This window comes from Saccharothrix espanaensis DSM 44229 (genome assembly GCF_000328705.1).
GTDB classification, from domain to species: domain Bacteria; phylum Actinomycetota; class Actinomycetes; order Mycobacteriales; family Pseudonocardiaceae; genus Actinosynnema; species Actinosynnema espanaense.
Map to the genome: position 1 here is coordinate 5,385,548 of NC_019673.1, position 16,159 is coordinate 5,401,706.

A 16,159-nucleotide genomic window follows, 5' to 3' on the forward strand; every position below is an offset into this window, starting at 1 on the left:
CCGTCGGTCATGCCGGGGTGCCGAACCCGTCGACCAGGGCGAACAGCTCGTCGTCGGACGCGGCGGCCAGCCCGGTGCCGGGCTCCGGCAGGTCGAGCAGGCCGCGCAGCCGGTCGCCCAGCTCTACCGGGTCGACGCCGTCGGCCAGGGCGGTCCGGACGGCCTCCTCCAGCCGGTCCAGCGCGACCTGGCCGGGCGCGGGCAGGCCGGCCGCCAGCAGGTCCGCGACCGCGCCCGCCGTGGGGTGGTCGAACACCAGCGACGTGGGCAGCCGCCGGCCGGTGGCCGCGCCGAGCCGGTTGCGCAGCTCGACCGCCGTCAGCGAGTCGAACCCGAGCCCGCCGAACGCCGCGTGCTCGCTGACGCCGGTCGGGTCGGGGTGCCCGAGCACGGCTGCCACCTCGGTGCGCACCAGGTCGACCAGCACCTGCCGGCGCCGGGCGGGCGGCAGCGCGGCCAGGCTCGCCGGGTCCGGGCCGGTCGCCGCCGGCCGCCCGGTGTCGCGGCGCGGCGGGGCCAGCGCGGCGAGCAGCGGGTGCGGGTCGGCGGCGGCCAGGTCGAACCGGGTCAGCACGGCCAGCGGGTCGGGGTCGGCGATCGCGGCGTCGAACAGCGCCATCGCCCGGTCCTCGGTCAGCGGCACCAGCCCGACCCGGCGCAGCCTGGTCCGGTCGGCGTCGGTGAGGTGCCCGGCCATCGCGCCCGCCTGGTCCCACACGCCCCACGCCAGCGAGGTCCCGGGCAGGCCGCGGCCGGCGCGGTGCGCGGCGAGCGCGTCCAGGAACGCGTTGCCGGCGGCGTAGTTCGCCTGGCCCGCCGTGCCGAGCAGGCCGGCGACCGAGGAGTAGAGCACGAACGCGGCGACGTCCCCGACCAGCTCGTGCAGGTGCCAGGCGGCGTCGGCCTTCGCCCGCAGCACGGTGGCGAGCCGGTCCGGGGTGAGGCCGGTGACCGGGACGTCGTCCAGCACGCCGGCGGTGTGCACGACGGCGTGCACCGGGTGCAGGTGCAGCAGGTCGGCCAGGGCGGCGCGGTCGGCGGCGTCGCACGCCTCGACCACGACGTGCGCGCCGAGCGCCGTCAGGTCGTCGCGCAACCGCTCCGCTCCCGGCGCGGCCAGCCCGCGCCGGCTGATCAGCAGCAGGTCGCGGGCACCGTGGACGGTCACCAGGTGGCGGGCGAGCACCGCGCCGAGCGCGCCGGTCCCGCCGGTGATCAGCACGGTGCCGCCGGTCCACGGGTTGTCCGGCGACGGGCCGGGCGGGGTGCCGCGCACCAGCACGGGTTCGAGCGCGACCCCGCCGCGCACGGCCACCGGCCCGCCGGCCGCGAGGCCCGCCACCTCGTCGTCGGTCCGCTCGCCGCCGGGTTCGAGGTCGACCAGCGCGAACCGGTCCGGGTGCTCGGTCCGCGCGCTGCGCAGCAGACCCCACACGGCGGCCTGCGCCGGGTCCGGCACGTCGCCCGGTCCGGCGGCGACCGCGCCGCGCGTCACCACGGCCAGCACCCCGGCGGGCGTGGCCAGCCAGTCCTGCACCACCTTCAGCACCTCGACGACCTGACCGCCCGGGGGCTCCTCGGCCGGCACGCGGAACACGGTGGTGGCGCGTTCGCCGGTCGCGGGGCCGGTGGGTCGCCAGGCCAGCCGGTGCAGGCCGGGCGCTGCGGCGGCTTTCGGGCGCAGCGCGAGCGTCGCCGAGACGACCGGCGCGCCGGTCCCGTCGGCCGCCAGCACGGCCACCGCGTCCGCGCCCACCGGGGTCAGCCGCACCCGCAGCGCGGTGGGCCGGGTGCCGGGGTGGACCGCCACGTCGGTCCAGGTGAACGGGATCCGGGCCGGCGCGTCCGGGTCGACGCCGGGCAGCAGCGGGTGCAGCGCGGCGTCGAGCAGCGCGGGCGGCAGGACGTGCGCGCCCGTCTCGTCGGCCGCCACCTCGGCGTAGCGGACCTCGCCGGCCCGCCACGCCCGGCGCAGCCCCCGGAACGCGGGCCCGTAGCCGTAACCGTGGTCGGCGAGCCGGTCGTAGGCCCCGGTCAGGTCGATCTCCTCGGCGGCGGGCGGCCACTCGGTCAGGCCGGGCACGGCGTCCGCGCCGGGAGCCACCCGCCCGCTCGCGACGGCCGTCCACGTCCCCAGGTGCGCGAACACCTCCACGGGCCGGGTGGCGTCCGCGTCGGGCGCGCCCACGACGACCTGCACCCGCACCGCGTCGGACTCGGGCAGCACCAGCGGCACGCCCAGGGTCAGCTCGGTCACGGCCGGGCAGTCCACGGCGGCCCCGGCGTGCAGCGCGAGGTCCAGCAGGGCGGTGCCGGGCACCAGCGCCTCGCCGTCGACCCGGTGGTCGGCCAGCCACGGGTGGCTGCGCGCGGACAGCGACCCGGTGAGCAGCACGCCGTCGCGGTCCGCCGGCCGCACGGCGACGCCGAGCAGCGCGTGTCCGGCGGGGTCGACGCCCAGGCCGGCCGCGTCGGGTGCGGCGGCCGGGGCGTCGAGCCAGTAGCGGGTCCGGCGGAACGCGGGGCCGGGGAGGTCGACCAGCCGGCCACCGGTGTTGAGCCCGGTGACGTCCGCGCCGCGCGCGGCCCGTGCGGCCAGGGCGGCGGTGAAGGCGTCCGGTTCGGGCCGGCCGGGGCGCAGCACCGGCACCACCAGGCCCGCGTCGGGCAGCGCCTCCTCGGCCAGGACGGCGAGCGAGGCGTCCGGTCCCACGGCCAGGAACTCGGTCACGCCCGCCCCGGCCAACGTGCGCAGGCCGTCGTGGAAGCGGACGGCGGCGCGGACGTGCCGGGCCCAGTAGTCCGGCGATCGCAGCTCGTCGGCGGTGGCGAGCCGGCCGGTCACGTTGGACACCACCGGGATGCGCGGCTCGTGGAAGGTCAGCGACGCGGCCACCTCCCGGATCTCGGCCAGCACGTGGTCCATGTGCGGGGAGTGGAACGCGTGGCTCACCGTCAGCGGCCGGGCCCGGTGACCGGCGGCGCTCCACCGCTCGGCGATCGCGCGGACCGCTTCGGCGTCGCCGGACACGACGGTGGACCGCGGCCCGTTGACGGCGGCGACGGCCACCCCGGCGTGGTCGCCGATCAGGGCGCGGGCCTCGTCCTCGTCGGCGCGCAGGGCGACCATGAGCCCGCCGGGACGGGCCGCGCCCATCAGCCGGCCGCGCGCCGCGACGAACCGGCAGGCGTCGGCCAGGTCGAGCACCCCGGCCAGGTGGGCGGCGGCGACCTCGCCAACGGAGTGCCCCAGCAGGTAGTCCGGCGTGATGCCGTGCGCGGCGAGGGCGCGGGCCAGCGCGACCTCCACGGCGAACAGCGCGGGCTGCGCGGACGCGGTGTGGTCGAGCGCGTCCGCGTCGGCCAGCACGTCGGCCAGCGGCGTGGGCAGGTGCGGGTCGAGTTCGGCGGCGACCTCGGCGAACGCCTCGGCGAACGGCGTCGACGCGGCGGCCAGGTCACGACCCATGCCGAGCCGCTGGCTGCCCTGCCCGGCGAGCAGGAACGCGGTGCGGCCGGGCGGGGCGTCCGACACCGGCAGCACGGCGGGGTGGGCGGTGCCGGCGGCGACCGCGTCCAGCCCGGCGAGCAGGTCGTCCCCGGTGAGCACGACCCGGCGCGGGTGGCGGGTGCGGGTGGCCAGGGTCGCGCCGACGTCGGCCGGGTGCGCGGTCTCGGCGGCGGGTCGCAGCCGGGCGGCGGTGGCGCGCAGGTCCTCGTCGTCGCGGCCGGTCACCAGCCAGGCGACGGGCCCGGTCGGCTCGGCGGGCGGCACCGGTTCGGGTTCCTCGATGACGACGTGCGCGTTCGTCCCGCTGATCCCGAACGACGACACCCCCGCCCGACGCGGACGACCACCCCGCGACCACGGCTGCTGTTCCGTCAACAACCGCACCGCACCGCTGTCCCAATCGACATGCGGACTGGGCTCCTCCGCGTGCAAAGTGCGCGGCAACACACTGTGCCGCAACGCCTCCACCACCTTGATGATCCCACCCACACCAGCAGCAGCCTGCGAATGACCGATGTTCGACTTCAACGACCCCAACCAGAGAGGACGATCCCGGTCCTGTCCGTACACCGAGAGCAGCGCCGTCGCCTCGATCGGGTCGCCCAGGGCCGTTCCGGTGCCGTGCGCCTCCACAGCGTCCACATCGGACGGACGAAGCCCGGCATCCGCGAGCGCGGCCAGGATCACCCGTTCCTGCGACGGTCCGTTGGGTGCGGTCAACCCGTTGGACCCGCCGTCGGAGTTCACCGCCGAGCCCCGGACGACGGCCAGCACGCGGTGTCCGTTGCGGCGGGCGTCGGACAGCCGTTCGACCAGCAGGAGTCCCGCCCCCTCGGACCAGCCGGTGCCCGACGCGCCCGCGCCGAACGACCGGCAGCGGCCGTCCTCCGCCAGCCCGCGCTGCCGGGAGAACTCCACGAACGTGTCCGGCCCGCACATCAGCGTCACGCCGCCGGCCAGCGCCAAGTCGCACTCGCCGCGCCGCAACGCGTTGGCGGCCAAGTGCAGCGCCACCAACGACGACGAGCACGCGGTGTCGACGGTGACCGCCGGGCCCTCCAGCCCGTAGACGTAGGCGAGCCGGCCGGACACGACGCTGGACAGGGTGCCGGTGAGCAGGAACCCCTCCACCTCGGCCGGCGTGGCGGGCAGCCGGGACGCGTAGTCGTTGTACATCGCGCCCGCGAACACGCCGGTCCGGCTGCCGCGCACCGACTCCGGTGGGAGACCGGCGGATTCGAACGCCTCCCACGCGGTTTCCAGCAGCAGCCGGTGCTGCGGGTCGGTGGCCAGCGCCTCGCGCGGCGACATGCCGAAGAACGCCGCGTCGAACAGGTCGGCGTCGTGCAGGAAGCCGCCGTGCCGGGCGTAGGACGTGCCGGAGTGGTCGGGGTCCGGGTGGTAGAGCCGGTCCAGGTCCCAGCCCCGGTTGTCCGGGAACGCGCTGATCGCGTCGACGCCGTCGGCGACCAGCCGCCACAGGTCGGCCGGGGACTCGACACCGCCGGGGAAGCGGCACGCCATGCCCACGATCGCGATCGGCTCGTCGGCCCGGACCGGCGCGGCGGCGACCACCGCGGCCTTCGTCCCGATGACCCGGCCGAGCAGGTACCCGGCCAGCGCGTCCGGCGTCGGGTGGTCGAACGTGGCGGTCGCGGGCAGCCGCAGCCCGGTGCGCTCGGCCAGCCGGGACCGCAGTTCCAGCCCGGCCAGCGAGTCGAACCCGAGGTTGCGGAACGGCCGGTCGCCGGGCACGCCCGCCGCGTCGCCGTGCCCCAGGACGGCCGCGACGGTGGCCCGCACCAGGTCGTGCACGGCGGTGCGGCGGGCGTCCTCGGGCAGGGCGGCGGTGCGGGCCCGCCACGAACCGTCCACAGTGGCCGGACGGGCGCGGTCGGCGGGCCGGCGGGTGAGGCGGGCGGCGACCAGCGCGGGCCTCGGGTCGCCGAGCACGGCGTCGAACAGGGCCAGGCCGGCGGCCGGGTCCAGCGGTTCGACGCCGGCCCGGGACCAGCGGGTGCGGTCGGCGTCGCCGAGCGCCGCACCCATGCCGACCTCGGACCACAGGCCCCACGCCACGGACGTGGCCGGCAGGCCCTGCTCGTGGCGGTGCGCGGCGAGGGCGTCGAGGTAGGCGTTGGCGGCGGCGTAGTTGGCCTGGCCGGGCGTGCCGAGCACGGCGGAGACCGAGGAGAACAGCACGAACGCGGTCAGCGGCCGGTCGCGGGTCAGGTCGTGCAGGTGCCAGGCGGCGTCCGCCTTGGGCGTGAGCACGGCGCTGATCCGCTCGTCGGTCAGGTTCTGCACGGTCGCGTCGGCCAGCACCCCGGCCGCGTGGACGACCGCGCACAGCGGCCGGTCGGCCGGGATGGCGTCGAGCACGCGGGCGACTTCGGCGCGCAGCCCCAGGTCGGCCGCGACGACGTCGACGCGCGCGCCGAGGTCGCGGAGTTCGTCGGCCAGCGCGTCGGCTCCGGGCGCGTCCGGGCCGCGCCGGCCCACCAGTGTCAGCGAGCGCACGCCGTGGGCCGTCACCAGGTGCCGGGCCACCAGCGCGCCGAGCCCGCCGGTGCCGCCGGTGACGAGCACGGTGCCGGGGAACTCGACAACTTCCGTCGCTGCGGTCGTCTTCTCCAGGCGGGGTGCGGTAAACGCCCCGTCGCGCACGGCGAGGGCGGGTTCGCCGGTCGCCAGCGCGGCGGGCAGCACGTCCCCGTCCTCCGGTGCGGCGAGGTCGACCAGGGCGAACCGGTCGGGGTGCTCGGACTGGGCGGTGCGCACCAGGCCCCACACCGGACCGGCGGCGGACCGGCTCGTGACGACGGTGAGCCGCGCGGCCTGGGTCCAGTCGAGGGCGAGCCACTCGCGCAGCAGGCGGGCGGTGCGGTGCAGCACGGCGTGATCGGGCGCGGGCCCGGTGTCGGGCACGCGCCACACCACGTCCGCCACCGATTCATCCACAGTGGACAGATCGGCGTCGGCGGGCAGTTCGACGTGGTCGGTGGGCGGTGTCGCCGGCACGCCGACAGGCCGCCACCCGACCACGTGCAGGCCGCCACGGACCGGGGCGAGCGCGCTCCGATCGACTTGGCGCAGCACGAGCGACCCCACCGACACGACCGGGGCCCCGGTGGCGTCGGCGACCAGCACGGAGACCCGGTCCGCGCCGGTCGGGGTGACCCGCACCCGCAGGGTCCCGGCGGCCGGGCCGTGCCGGCGGACGTCGGTCCACGCGAACGGCAGCGCGGTGCCGGGCCGGTCCAGCACGGCCGGGTGCAGGGCGGCGTCCAGCAGCGCCGGGTGCACGCCGTAGCCGGCGGCGTCGACGGTCGGGGTGATCTCGGCGTACACGGCGTCACCCGCGCGCCACAGCGCCCGCACCCCGGCGAACGCCGGGCCGTAGTGGTACCCGGAGTCCGCGAGCCGTGCGTAGGCGTCGGTGACGTCTTCGGGGTCCGCGCCGGACGGTGGCCACTGGGTGAGGTCGCCGGGGGCCGCGGTGCCGTCGCCGAGCACACCGGTCGCGTGGCGGGTCCACGGGTCGTCGTCGGTTTCCCGGGCGTGCACCACGAGGTCCCGCCCGGTCACCACGACCTGCACGGTGACGGTGGCCGCGTCGGGCAGCGGGAGCGGCTTCTCCAGCACCAGCTCCGCCACCCCGGCGGCGCCCGCGCGGGCCGCGGCCTCCCCCGCCAGCTCGACGAACAGCGTCGCGGGCACCAGGACGGCGTCCCCGATGCGGTGATCGGCCAGCCACGGGTGGCTGCGCACGTCCAGTTCGGCGGTGAGCACGGTCTCGTCCCGCCCGGCGACCGACACGGCCGCCGACACCAGCGGGTGGCCGCCCGCCACCGACCGGCCCGGGGCGAGCCAGAACCGCTCCCGGCGGAACCGGTAGGTCGGCAGGTCGGTCAGCCGGCCCGGAGTGAGCGCGGCCAGGTCGACCGGGACGCCCGCCACGTGCAACCGGGCGACCGCGTCGGCGAACACCGCCGGCTCGTCACGGCCGGCGCGGGCCAGCGGCACCGTGCCGGGGACCAGCGGGGCGAGCACGGCGTCCGGACCGAGTTCCACCGGCAGGCCGGTCACCCCGGACACCGCGTCGTGGAAGTGCACGGCGGTGCGGATCTGGCGCACCCAGTACTCCGGGTCGCGCAGGTCGTCGGCGGTCGCGCCGGCCACCGTCGGCACCACCGCCAGCTCCGGCTCCCGGTACTCCAGGCTCGCCGCGACCTCGCGGAACCCCGCCAGCACGTCGTCCATGTGGTGCGAGTGGAACGCCCGGCCGACCTTGAGCCGCCGGGTGCGCCGGCCGCGGTCGGCCCACTGCCCGGCCAGCGCCAGGGTCGGCTCGGCGTCACCGGACACCACCACCGCGCGGGGCCCGTTGACGGCGGCCAGCGAGACCCCCTCGGGCAGCTCCACCTCGTCGGCCGACGCCTCCAGCGCGACCATCACGCCCCCCGGCCGGGCCGCGCCCATCAGCCGCCCCCGGGCCACGACGAGCCGGGCCGCGTCGGGCAGCGACCACAGCCCGGCCACGTGCGCGGCGGCCACCTCGCCCACCGAGTGCCCGACCAGCGCGGCCGGGACGCACCCCAGGTCGCGCAGCAGGCCCGCGGCGGCCACCTCGAACGCGAACAGCGCGGGCTGGGTGTACTCGGTGCGGTGCACGTCGTCGGTGCCCAGGACCTCGCGCAGCGGCCGGTCCAGGTGCCGGTCCAGCTCGGCGACCACGCGGTCGAACCGCTCCCGGAAGCCGGGGTGCGCGGCCAGCCCCGCGCCCATGCCGGGCCGCTGCGCGCCCTGCCCGGAGAACAGCCAGACCACGTCGGGCGAGCCGGCGACACCGCGCACCAGGCCGGGCGCGTCGCCGTCGGCGGCCAGCGCGTCCAGCCCGGCGAGCGGCCGGCTCCCGACCACGACGGCCCGGTGCGCGAACGCGGTGCGGCGGGCCAGCGTGTGCGCCACGTCGTCCGGCTCCGGCCCGGCGGCCCGCACGTGCTCGGCCAGCGCGGCGGCCTGACCGCGCAACGCCTCCGCGTCGACCCCGGACACCGCCCACAGCCGCACCGGCGCGCGGTCAGCCGGCTCGGCGGCGGGTGGGGCGGGCGGCTCCTCGATCACGACGTGGGCGTTGGTGCCGCTGATGCCGAACGACGAGACCCCGGCCCGGCGGGGGCGGCCGGCGCGCTCCCACGGCCGGGCCGCCGTGAGCAGCTCCACGTCGCCGGTCCAGTCCACGTGCGGGGTCGGCTCGTCGGCGTGCAGGGTCGCCGGCAGCACGCCGTGGCGCATCGCCAGCACCATCTTGACCACGCCGCCCACGCCCGCCGCCGCCTGCGCGTGGCCGATGTTGGACTTCAGCGACCCCAGCGCCAGCGGGCGGTCGCGGTCCCGGCCGTAGGTCGCGGCGATCGCCTCGGCCTCGATCGGGTCGCCGAGCCGGGTGCCGGTGCCGTGCGCCTCCACCGCGTCCACGTCGGACGGCCGCAGGCCCGCGTCGGCCAGCGCCGCCCGGATCACCCGGCGCTGGGCCAGGCCGCTGGGCGCGGTCAGGCCGTTGGACGCGCCGTCGGAGTTGATCGCCGTGCCGCGCACGGTGGCCAGCACGCGGTGGCCGTTGCGGACCGCGTCGGACAGCCGCTCCAGCAGCAGCACGCCCACGCCCTCGGCCCACGACGTGCCGTCGGCGGCGGCCGAGAACGCCTTGCTGCGGCCGTCGGCGGCCAGGCCGCGCTGGCGGGAGAACTCCACGAACATGCCGGGCCCGGCCATCACCGCGACACCGCCCGCGAACGCCAGCCCCAACTCGCCCGACCGCAGCGACCGCACCGCCAGGTGCAGGGCGACCAGCGACGACGAGCACGCGGTGTCCACCGTGACGGCGGGGCCGTGCAGCCCGAGGTGGTAGGCGATCCGGCCGGAGAGCACGCTGGGCGCGGTGCCGGTGAGCACCGCCCCGTCCACCTCGGCGCGGCCGTCGTGCAGCCGGGGCCCGTAGTCGCCGGCGGTGGCCCCGACGAACACGCCGGTGTCCGTGCCGCGCAACGAGGTCGGGTCGATGCCCGCGTGCTCGACGGCCGACCAGGCGGTCTCCATCAGCAGCCGCTGCTGCGGGTCCATCGCCAGCGCCTCGCGCGGCGAGACGCCGAAGAACGCCGCGTCGAAGGCCGCCACGTCGTCGAGGAACCCGCCGCGCGCCACCGTGCTGTGGCCGCTGCGGTCCGGGTCGGGGTGGAACAGGTCGGCGGGCCAGCCCCGGTCGGCCGGGAACGGCCCGATGGCGTCCACCCCGTCCTCGACGACCCGCCACAGGTCGTCCGGCGAGTCGACACCGCCGGGGTAGCGCACGGCCATCCCGACGACGGCGATCGGCTCGGCCGGGTCGACCCGGGCGGCCGGGGTGTCCACACCGGACTCGTCACGGCCGGCGGCGAGCGCGGTGAGGTGGTCGGCGAGCGCGGCGGGCGTCGGGTGGTCGAACAGCAGACCGGTGGGCAGGGCGGTGCCGGCGACGGCGGACAGCGCGTCGCGCAGTTCCACGGCCATCAGCGAGTCGAACCCGAGCGCCTGGAAGGTCCGGTCGCGGTCGACCCGGTCGGCGTCGGCGTGCCCGAGGACGGCGGCGACGTGCGCGTGCACCAGGTCGGCCACCGCCCGCCGCCCGCCGGCCGCTTCCGGCGTCGTCACGGCGGGTGCCGGGGCGGCGGGTGCGGTGGCGACGGGTGCCGGGGCGTCGAACCAGTGGCGTTCGCGCTGGAACGGGTAGCCGGGCAGGTCGACCGGGCGGACGTCGACGCCGTCGAACGCGCGGCTCCAGTCGACCGCCGCCCCTCGGGTGAACGCGGTGGCGAGCGCGGCGGTGAACGTCTCGGGTTCGGGCCGGTCGCGGCGCAGCACGGGGACCGCGACGCACCCCGACTCGGCGGCCGGCGCGGACAGCGCCCCGTCCGGTCCCAGCTCGACGGCGGTGGTCACGCCCGCGTCGGCGAGCGCCCGCACGGCGTCGGCGAACCGCACCGGGGCGGCGATCTGGTCGACCCAGTAGTCCGGGGTGGACAGCGCGCCGGTGACCGACCCGGTGACGGTGGAGACCACCGGCAGCCGCGCCGGGTGGAACTCCAGCCCCGCCACCACCTCGCGGAAGCGGTCCAGCACCGGGGCCATCAGCGGCGAGTGGAACGCGTGCGAGACCGGCAGCCGCTTGACCTTGCGGCCCCGGGCCCGCAGCACCTCGGCGACCTGCGCGCACGGCCCGGCGGCACCGGAGAGCACGACCGAGCCCGGCGCGTTCACCGCGGCGATCCCGACCTCCGGCACGTCCGCGAGCAGCGGCAGCACCTCGTCCTCGGTCGCGCCGACGGCGATCATCGCGCCGCCCGGCGGCAGCGCGCCCATCAGCCGGCCGCGCTCGACCACCAGCCGGGCCGCGTCGGGCAGCGACAGCACCCCGGCGACGTGCGCGGCGGCGATCTCGCCCACCGAGTGGCCCACCAGGTGGGTCGGCCGCAGCCCCCAGTGCTCGGCCAGCCGGTAGAGCGCGACCTCCAGCGCGAACAGCGCGGGCTGGGTCAGCGCCGTGTCGTCCAGCCGCTCGCCGGTGGCCACCGCGCGCCCCACCTCGGCGGGCAGCAGTGCGCTCACCTCGGCGTGCGCGGCGGCGAACACCGGGTGCTCGGCCGCCAGCCCGAGCCCCATGCCCGCGCGCTGCCCACCCTGCCCGGCGAACAGCACGCCCAGCCCGCCGGACCCGCCCGCCGAGCCGACGACGACGTCCGGGTGCGGCACGCCGGCGGCCAGCGCCGCCAACGCCGCCGCCCGCCGGTCCGGTCCGGGACTGGTCACCACCGCCCGCTCGGCCAGCAGCTCACGCGTCGCCACCAGCGAGTGGGCCACGTCGACGGGGTGCTCCCCCACCACCGCGGCCAGATCGGCGGCACGGGCGCGCAAAGCGGCCGGTGCTGCGGCGGTCACCACCCACGGCCGGCCGTCGGGCAGGTCGCCGCGCGGCGGCCGCACGACGGCGGGCGCTTCGGAGATCACGACGTGGCAGTTGGTGCCGCCCATGCCGAACGAGCTCACGCCCGCCACCAGCGGACCGGTCAGCGCGACCGGCTCGGCGGCCACCGCCAGCCCCAGCTCGGCGAACGGGATGTCCGGGTTGGGCGCGGTGAAGTTCAGCGTGCCGGGCAGTTCCCGGTGCGCCACCGCGAGCACGGCCTTGAGCAGGCCCGCGATGCCCGCCGCGCCCGCGAGGTGGCCGATGGCGGGCTTCACCGAGCCGATCAGCAGCGGGTCCCCGGCCGGGCGGCCGGCACCGAGCGCCGCGCCGAGCGCCCGCGCCTCGACCGGGTCGCCCACGGCCGTGCCGGTGCCGTGCGCCTCGACGAACCGGACCGCGCCCGGTTCGATCCCGGCGCGGCGCAGCGCCGCCCGCACCACCGCCGTCTGGGCCGGCGCGCCGGGGACGGTCAGGCCGGGTGCCGCGCCGCCGTGGTTGACCGCCGTGCCGCGCACCACCGCGTACACCCGGTCACCGTCGGCCTGAGCCCGCGCCAGCGGCTTGAGCACCAGCACCACCGCGCCCTCGCCGGGCACGAAACCGTTGGCCCCCGACGCGAACGCGCGGCTCACACCGTCCGGGCTGAGCCCGCCGAAGCGCTCCTCGACCACCCGGCCGCCGGGCAGCAGCCCCAGGTGCACGCCGCCCGCCAGCGCCAGGTCCGACTCGCCCGCCTCCAGGCTGGCCACCGCCAGGTGCACGGCCACCAGCGACGAGGACTGCGCGGTGTCGACGGTCAGGCTGGGCCCGGTGAAGTCCAGCGCGTAGGACACCCGGTTGGCGATCAGGCCGCGGCTCAGGCCCGTCATCGAGTGCGAGGTGACGGCGGCGGGCCCGCTGCGGTGCACCAGGGCCGCGTAGTCGTCGCGCAGCGCGCCGACGAACACGCCGGTCCGGCTGCCGCGCACCGTCGAGGGCACCACCCGCGCGTCCTCCAGCGCCGCCCACGCCAGTTCCAGCACCAGCCGCTGCTGCGGGTCGGTCGCCGCCGCTTCGCGGGGCGACACGCCGAAGAACCCGGCGTCGAACCCGTCCGCGTCGGCCAGGTACCCGCCGCGGGCACCGTCCGGGCCGGTGGTGATCGCGCTGGCGCCGGACCGCAGCAATGTCCAGAACCCGGCGGGTCCGGTGGCCATCGGCAAACGGCACGCGACACCGACAACAGCGATTTCAGGCACCGGTCAACCCCTTTTGCGTTGCCGAAAAAGAATTCGGTCCACAGCCCGCGATCCGGATCGTCGTGGACCAGTATCGCCAGGTCGGGACAACCGCCGGTCATGTCGCGGTAACCGCTCGCGCCACCGGCCGCCGGCCGTGCCGCCGACACCTCGGCCGCCCGGCCGGCACGGGCCGGAACACCTGCCGCGACAGCACGATTCGTGACCGATTACCCGACCGGTGGCACAGTCCCGGCGGACGGGTGGCACCGGGCCGGCGGATACCGGCGATTAACGCACTTTGGAGTAAGTACTTGAAGACCCGCGCCGGGCGCGGATAAAGTGGGGCGCGACGGAAAAACCCGCGCCGCACCCGGCGTGACGCGCAGCGGCGCGAATCCGTTCGACCATTCCCGTGCCGTCCGCATTCCGGGGCAGTCCCGAAGGAGTTGTTATTGTGGTGACCGAGGCAAGTCCTGCGCCCGTGTCCGTGATCGGTCTGGGGTTGATGGGCGCAGCGCTGGCCGGCGCCTACCTCAAGGCAGGGCACCAGACCACCGTGTGGAACCGCTCCGCCGGCAAGGCGGACGCCCTGGTGGCGCAGGGCGCGACCAACGCCGCCGACATCGCCGAGGCGGTGGCGGCCAGTGACGTCCTGGTGGTCTGCGTGGTCGACTACGCGGCGTTCCACGCCATCCTCGAACCGGTGAAGGACGCCCTCCAGGGCAAGGTGATCGTCAACCTCACCTCCGGCCTGCCCGACGACGCCCGCGGCGCGGCCGAGTGGGCGAGCGGCACCGGGGCCGAGTACCTCGACGGCTACATCATGTCCGTCCCGCCCGGCGTCGGCCTGCCGCAGACGCTGCTGTTCTACGGCGGCGACGCGGACGTGTTCGCCAAGCACGAGGCCACGCTGAAGGTCCTCGGCGGCAACAGCATCCACCTGGGCGCCGACGCCGGCGTGGCCGCGCTCTACGACCTGGGCCTGCTGGCCATCCTGTGGTCCTCGCTGGCCGGCGCGCTGCACGCCTACGCGCTGGTGGCCAGCGAGAAGATCCCGGCCGCCGCGCTGGCCCCGTTCGCCGAGCAGTGGATCACCCACGTCGTGCTGCCCAGCGTGAAGGGCGCGGCGGCGGCGGTCGACTCCGGCCAGTACGCCACCAGCGTGTCCACCACCGCGCTCAACGCGGTGGGCCTGGGCAAGATGGTCGAGGCCAGCAAGGCCGCGGGCATCCGACCCGACCTGATGCTGCCCATCAAGGCGTACCTGGAGCAGCGGGTCGCCGACGGCCACGGCGAGGAGGCCCTGGCCGGCATGTTCGAGGTCATCCGCTCCCCGGAGCGCTAGACCCGGACCGCTCGACGGCCCGTCCGCGCGCGATATCCCCCAGTCTCCGCGCGGACCCGGCCACCCGGTGACGGCGCTGGTGCCGACCGGGACCCCTGGCCCGCACCCCTCTCCGGGTGCGGGCCGGGTGTACTTCCGCCGTGCCGAGGGGTTTCCGCGCCGGAACCCCTCGGCACGGCGAAGGGCCCGCCGCACCTCCGGCGGGCCCTTCGCCGTCGAAGTCGCCCAGTCCGCGACCTCACCACGATCCCCGATCCCGCCTCAGTCCTTGATCTCACACAGGGCGGCACCGGCCGCGACCGAGGCGCCGACCGCCACCGCCAGCCCCTTCACCGTGCCGGAGCGGTGCGCGGCGACCCGCTGCTCCATCTTCATCGCCTCCAGCACGGCGACCGGCTCCCCCTGCTCGACCCGGTCGCCGTCGGACACCAGCACCTTCACGATCGTGCCCATCATCGGCGCGGTGAGCGTGTCGCCCTCCACCACCGCGACCCCGCCCGATGCGGCACGGCGGCGCGGCGGCGCGGTCCGGGCGACCGGGCCGGCCGGGCCGATCGGCGACGCGGGCACGGTGATCTCGATCCGCTTGCCGCCGACCTCGACCACCACCGACTCCCGCACCCCGGCCGGCCCGCCCGCCGCCGACCCGCCCTCGTACGGCGGGAGGTCGTTGGCGAAACCGGTCTCGATCCAGCGCGTGTGGACGGTGAACGGCTCGGCGGACCCGGTGAGCTCCGGGGCGAACGCCGGGTCGACCACCACCCGGCGGTGGAACGGCAGCGCGGTCGCCAGGCCGGTCACCTTGAACTCGGCGAGCGCGCGGGCGGCCCGGCGCAGCGCCCGCTCCCGGGTCGCCCCGGTCACGATCAGCTTGGCCAGCAGGGAATCCCACTCCGGGCCGACCACCGACCCGGCGGCCACCCCGGAGTCCACCCGCACGCCCGGTCCGGCGGGCGGCTCGAACACCTCCACCGTGCCGGGCGCGGGCAGGAACCCCCGGCCGGGGTCCTCGCAGTTGATCCGGAACTCCAGCGCGTGGCCGCGCACCGGCGGGTCGTCGTAGCCGAGCGGCTCGCCGGCGGCGATGCGCAGCATCTCGCCCACCAGGTCGATGCCGGTGACCTCCTCGGTGACCGGGTGCTCGACCTGCAACCGGGTGTTGACCTCCAGGAACGACACCGAGCCGTCCGCACCCACCAGGAACTCGCAGGTGCCCGCGCCCACGTAGCCGACCTCGGCCAGGATCGCCTTGGACGCCGCGCGCAGCCGCGCGTCCTGCTCGGCGGTCAGGAACGGCGCGGGGGCCTCCTCGACCAGTTTCTGGTGCCGCCGCTGGAGCGTGCAGTCCCTTGTGGACACCACGACCACCGCGCCGTACCGGTCGGCCAGGCACTGCGTCTCCACGTGCCGGGGCCGGTCCAGGTACCGCTCGGCGAAGCACTCGCCGCGCCCGAACGCGGCGGTCGCCTCGCGGACGGCCGCCTCGAACAGCTCGGGGATCTCCGCCAGGGTGCGGGCGACCCGCATCCCGCGCCCGCCGCCGCCGAACGCGGCCTTCACCGCGACCGGCAGGCCGTGCCGGCGGGCGAACTCCACCACCTCGTCGGCCGACGTGACCGGGTCGGGCGTGCCGGGCACCAGCGGCGCGCCGACCCGCGCGGCGACCCGCCGGGCGGCGACCTTGTCGCCCAGCGCCCGGATCGCCGCCGGCGGCGGCCCGATCCAGGTCAGCCCGGCGTCCACCACCGCCTGGGCGAAGTCGGGGTTCTCCGACAGGAACCCGTAGCCGGGGTGGACCGCGTCCGCGCCGGCGGCCCGCGCGGCGGCCAGCACCGCCGCGCCGTCGAGGTAGCTGGTCGCCGGCGTGTCGCCGGGCAGCCGGTAGGCCTCGTCGGCGGCGCGCACGTGCGGCGCGTCCAGGTCCGGGCCCGCGTAGACCGCGGCGCAGGCGATGCCGGCGTCACGGCAGGCGCGGGCGATCCGGACCGCGATCTCGCCGCGGTTGGCGATCAGCACCTTGCGCACGATGACTCTCCTCGGATCGACGTGGTCGGGAGTGGTTCGGGAGCAGGACCGGG

Annotated in this window: 3 protein-coding genes; 1 reads left to right on the forward strand and 2 read right to left on the reverse strand. The window is 77.2% G+C overall.

Annotated features, from left to right (window positions below; genetic code table 11):
- Positions 1–7: 7 nt before the first annotated feature.
- Positions 8–12,754, reverse strand: coding sequence for a type I polyketide synthase (locus tag BN6_RS23375; RefSeq protein ID WP_015102217.1), 12,747 nt, complete (start codon positions 12,752–12,754; stop codon positions 8–10).
- A gap of 463 nt (positions 12,755–13,217) precedes the next feature.
- Between BN6_RS23375 and BN6_RS23380 the strand changes: the two genes are divergently transcribed.
- The gene (locus tag BN6_RS23380; protein WP_197540177.1) at positions 13,218–14,081 is read left to right on the forward strand and encodes an NAD(P)-dependent oxidoreductase; all 864 of its coding nucleotides are present in this window, start codon (positions 13,218–13,220) and stop codon (positions 14,079–14,081) included.
- A gap of 261 nt (positions 14,082–14,342) precedes the next feature.
- Here BN6_RS23380 and BN6_RS23385 read toward each other — a convergent pair whose 3' ends face one another.
- Complete coding sequence (locus tag BN6_RS23385) at positions 14,343–16,106, reverse strand: acetyl/propionyl/methylcrotonyl-CoA carboxylase subunit alpha (RefSeq protein ID WP_015102219.1); 1,764 nt, start codon at positions 16,104–16,106, stop codon at positions 14,343–14,345.
- Between the last annotated feature and the right edge of the window lie 53 nt (positions 16,107–16,159).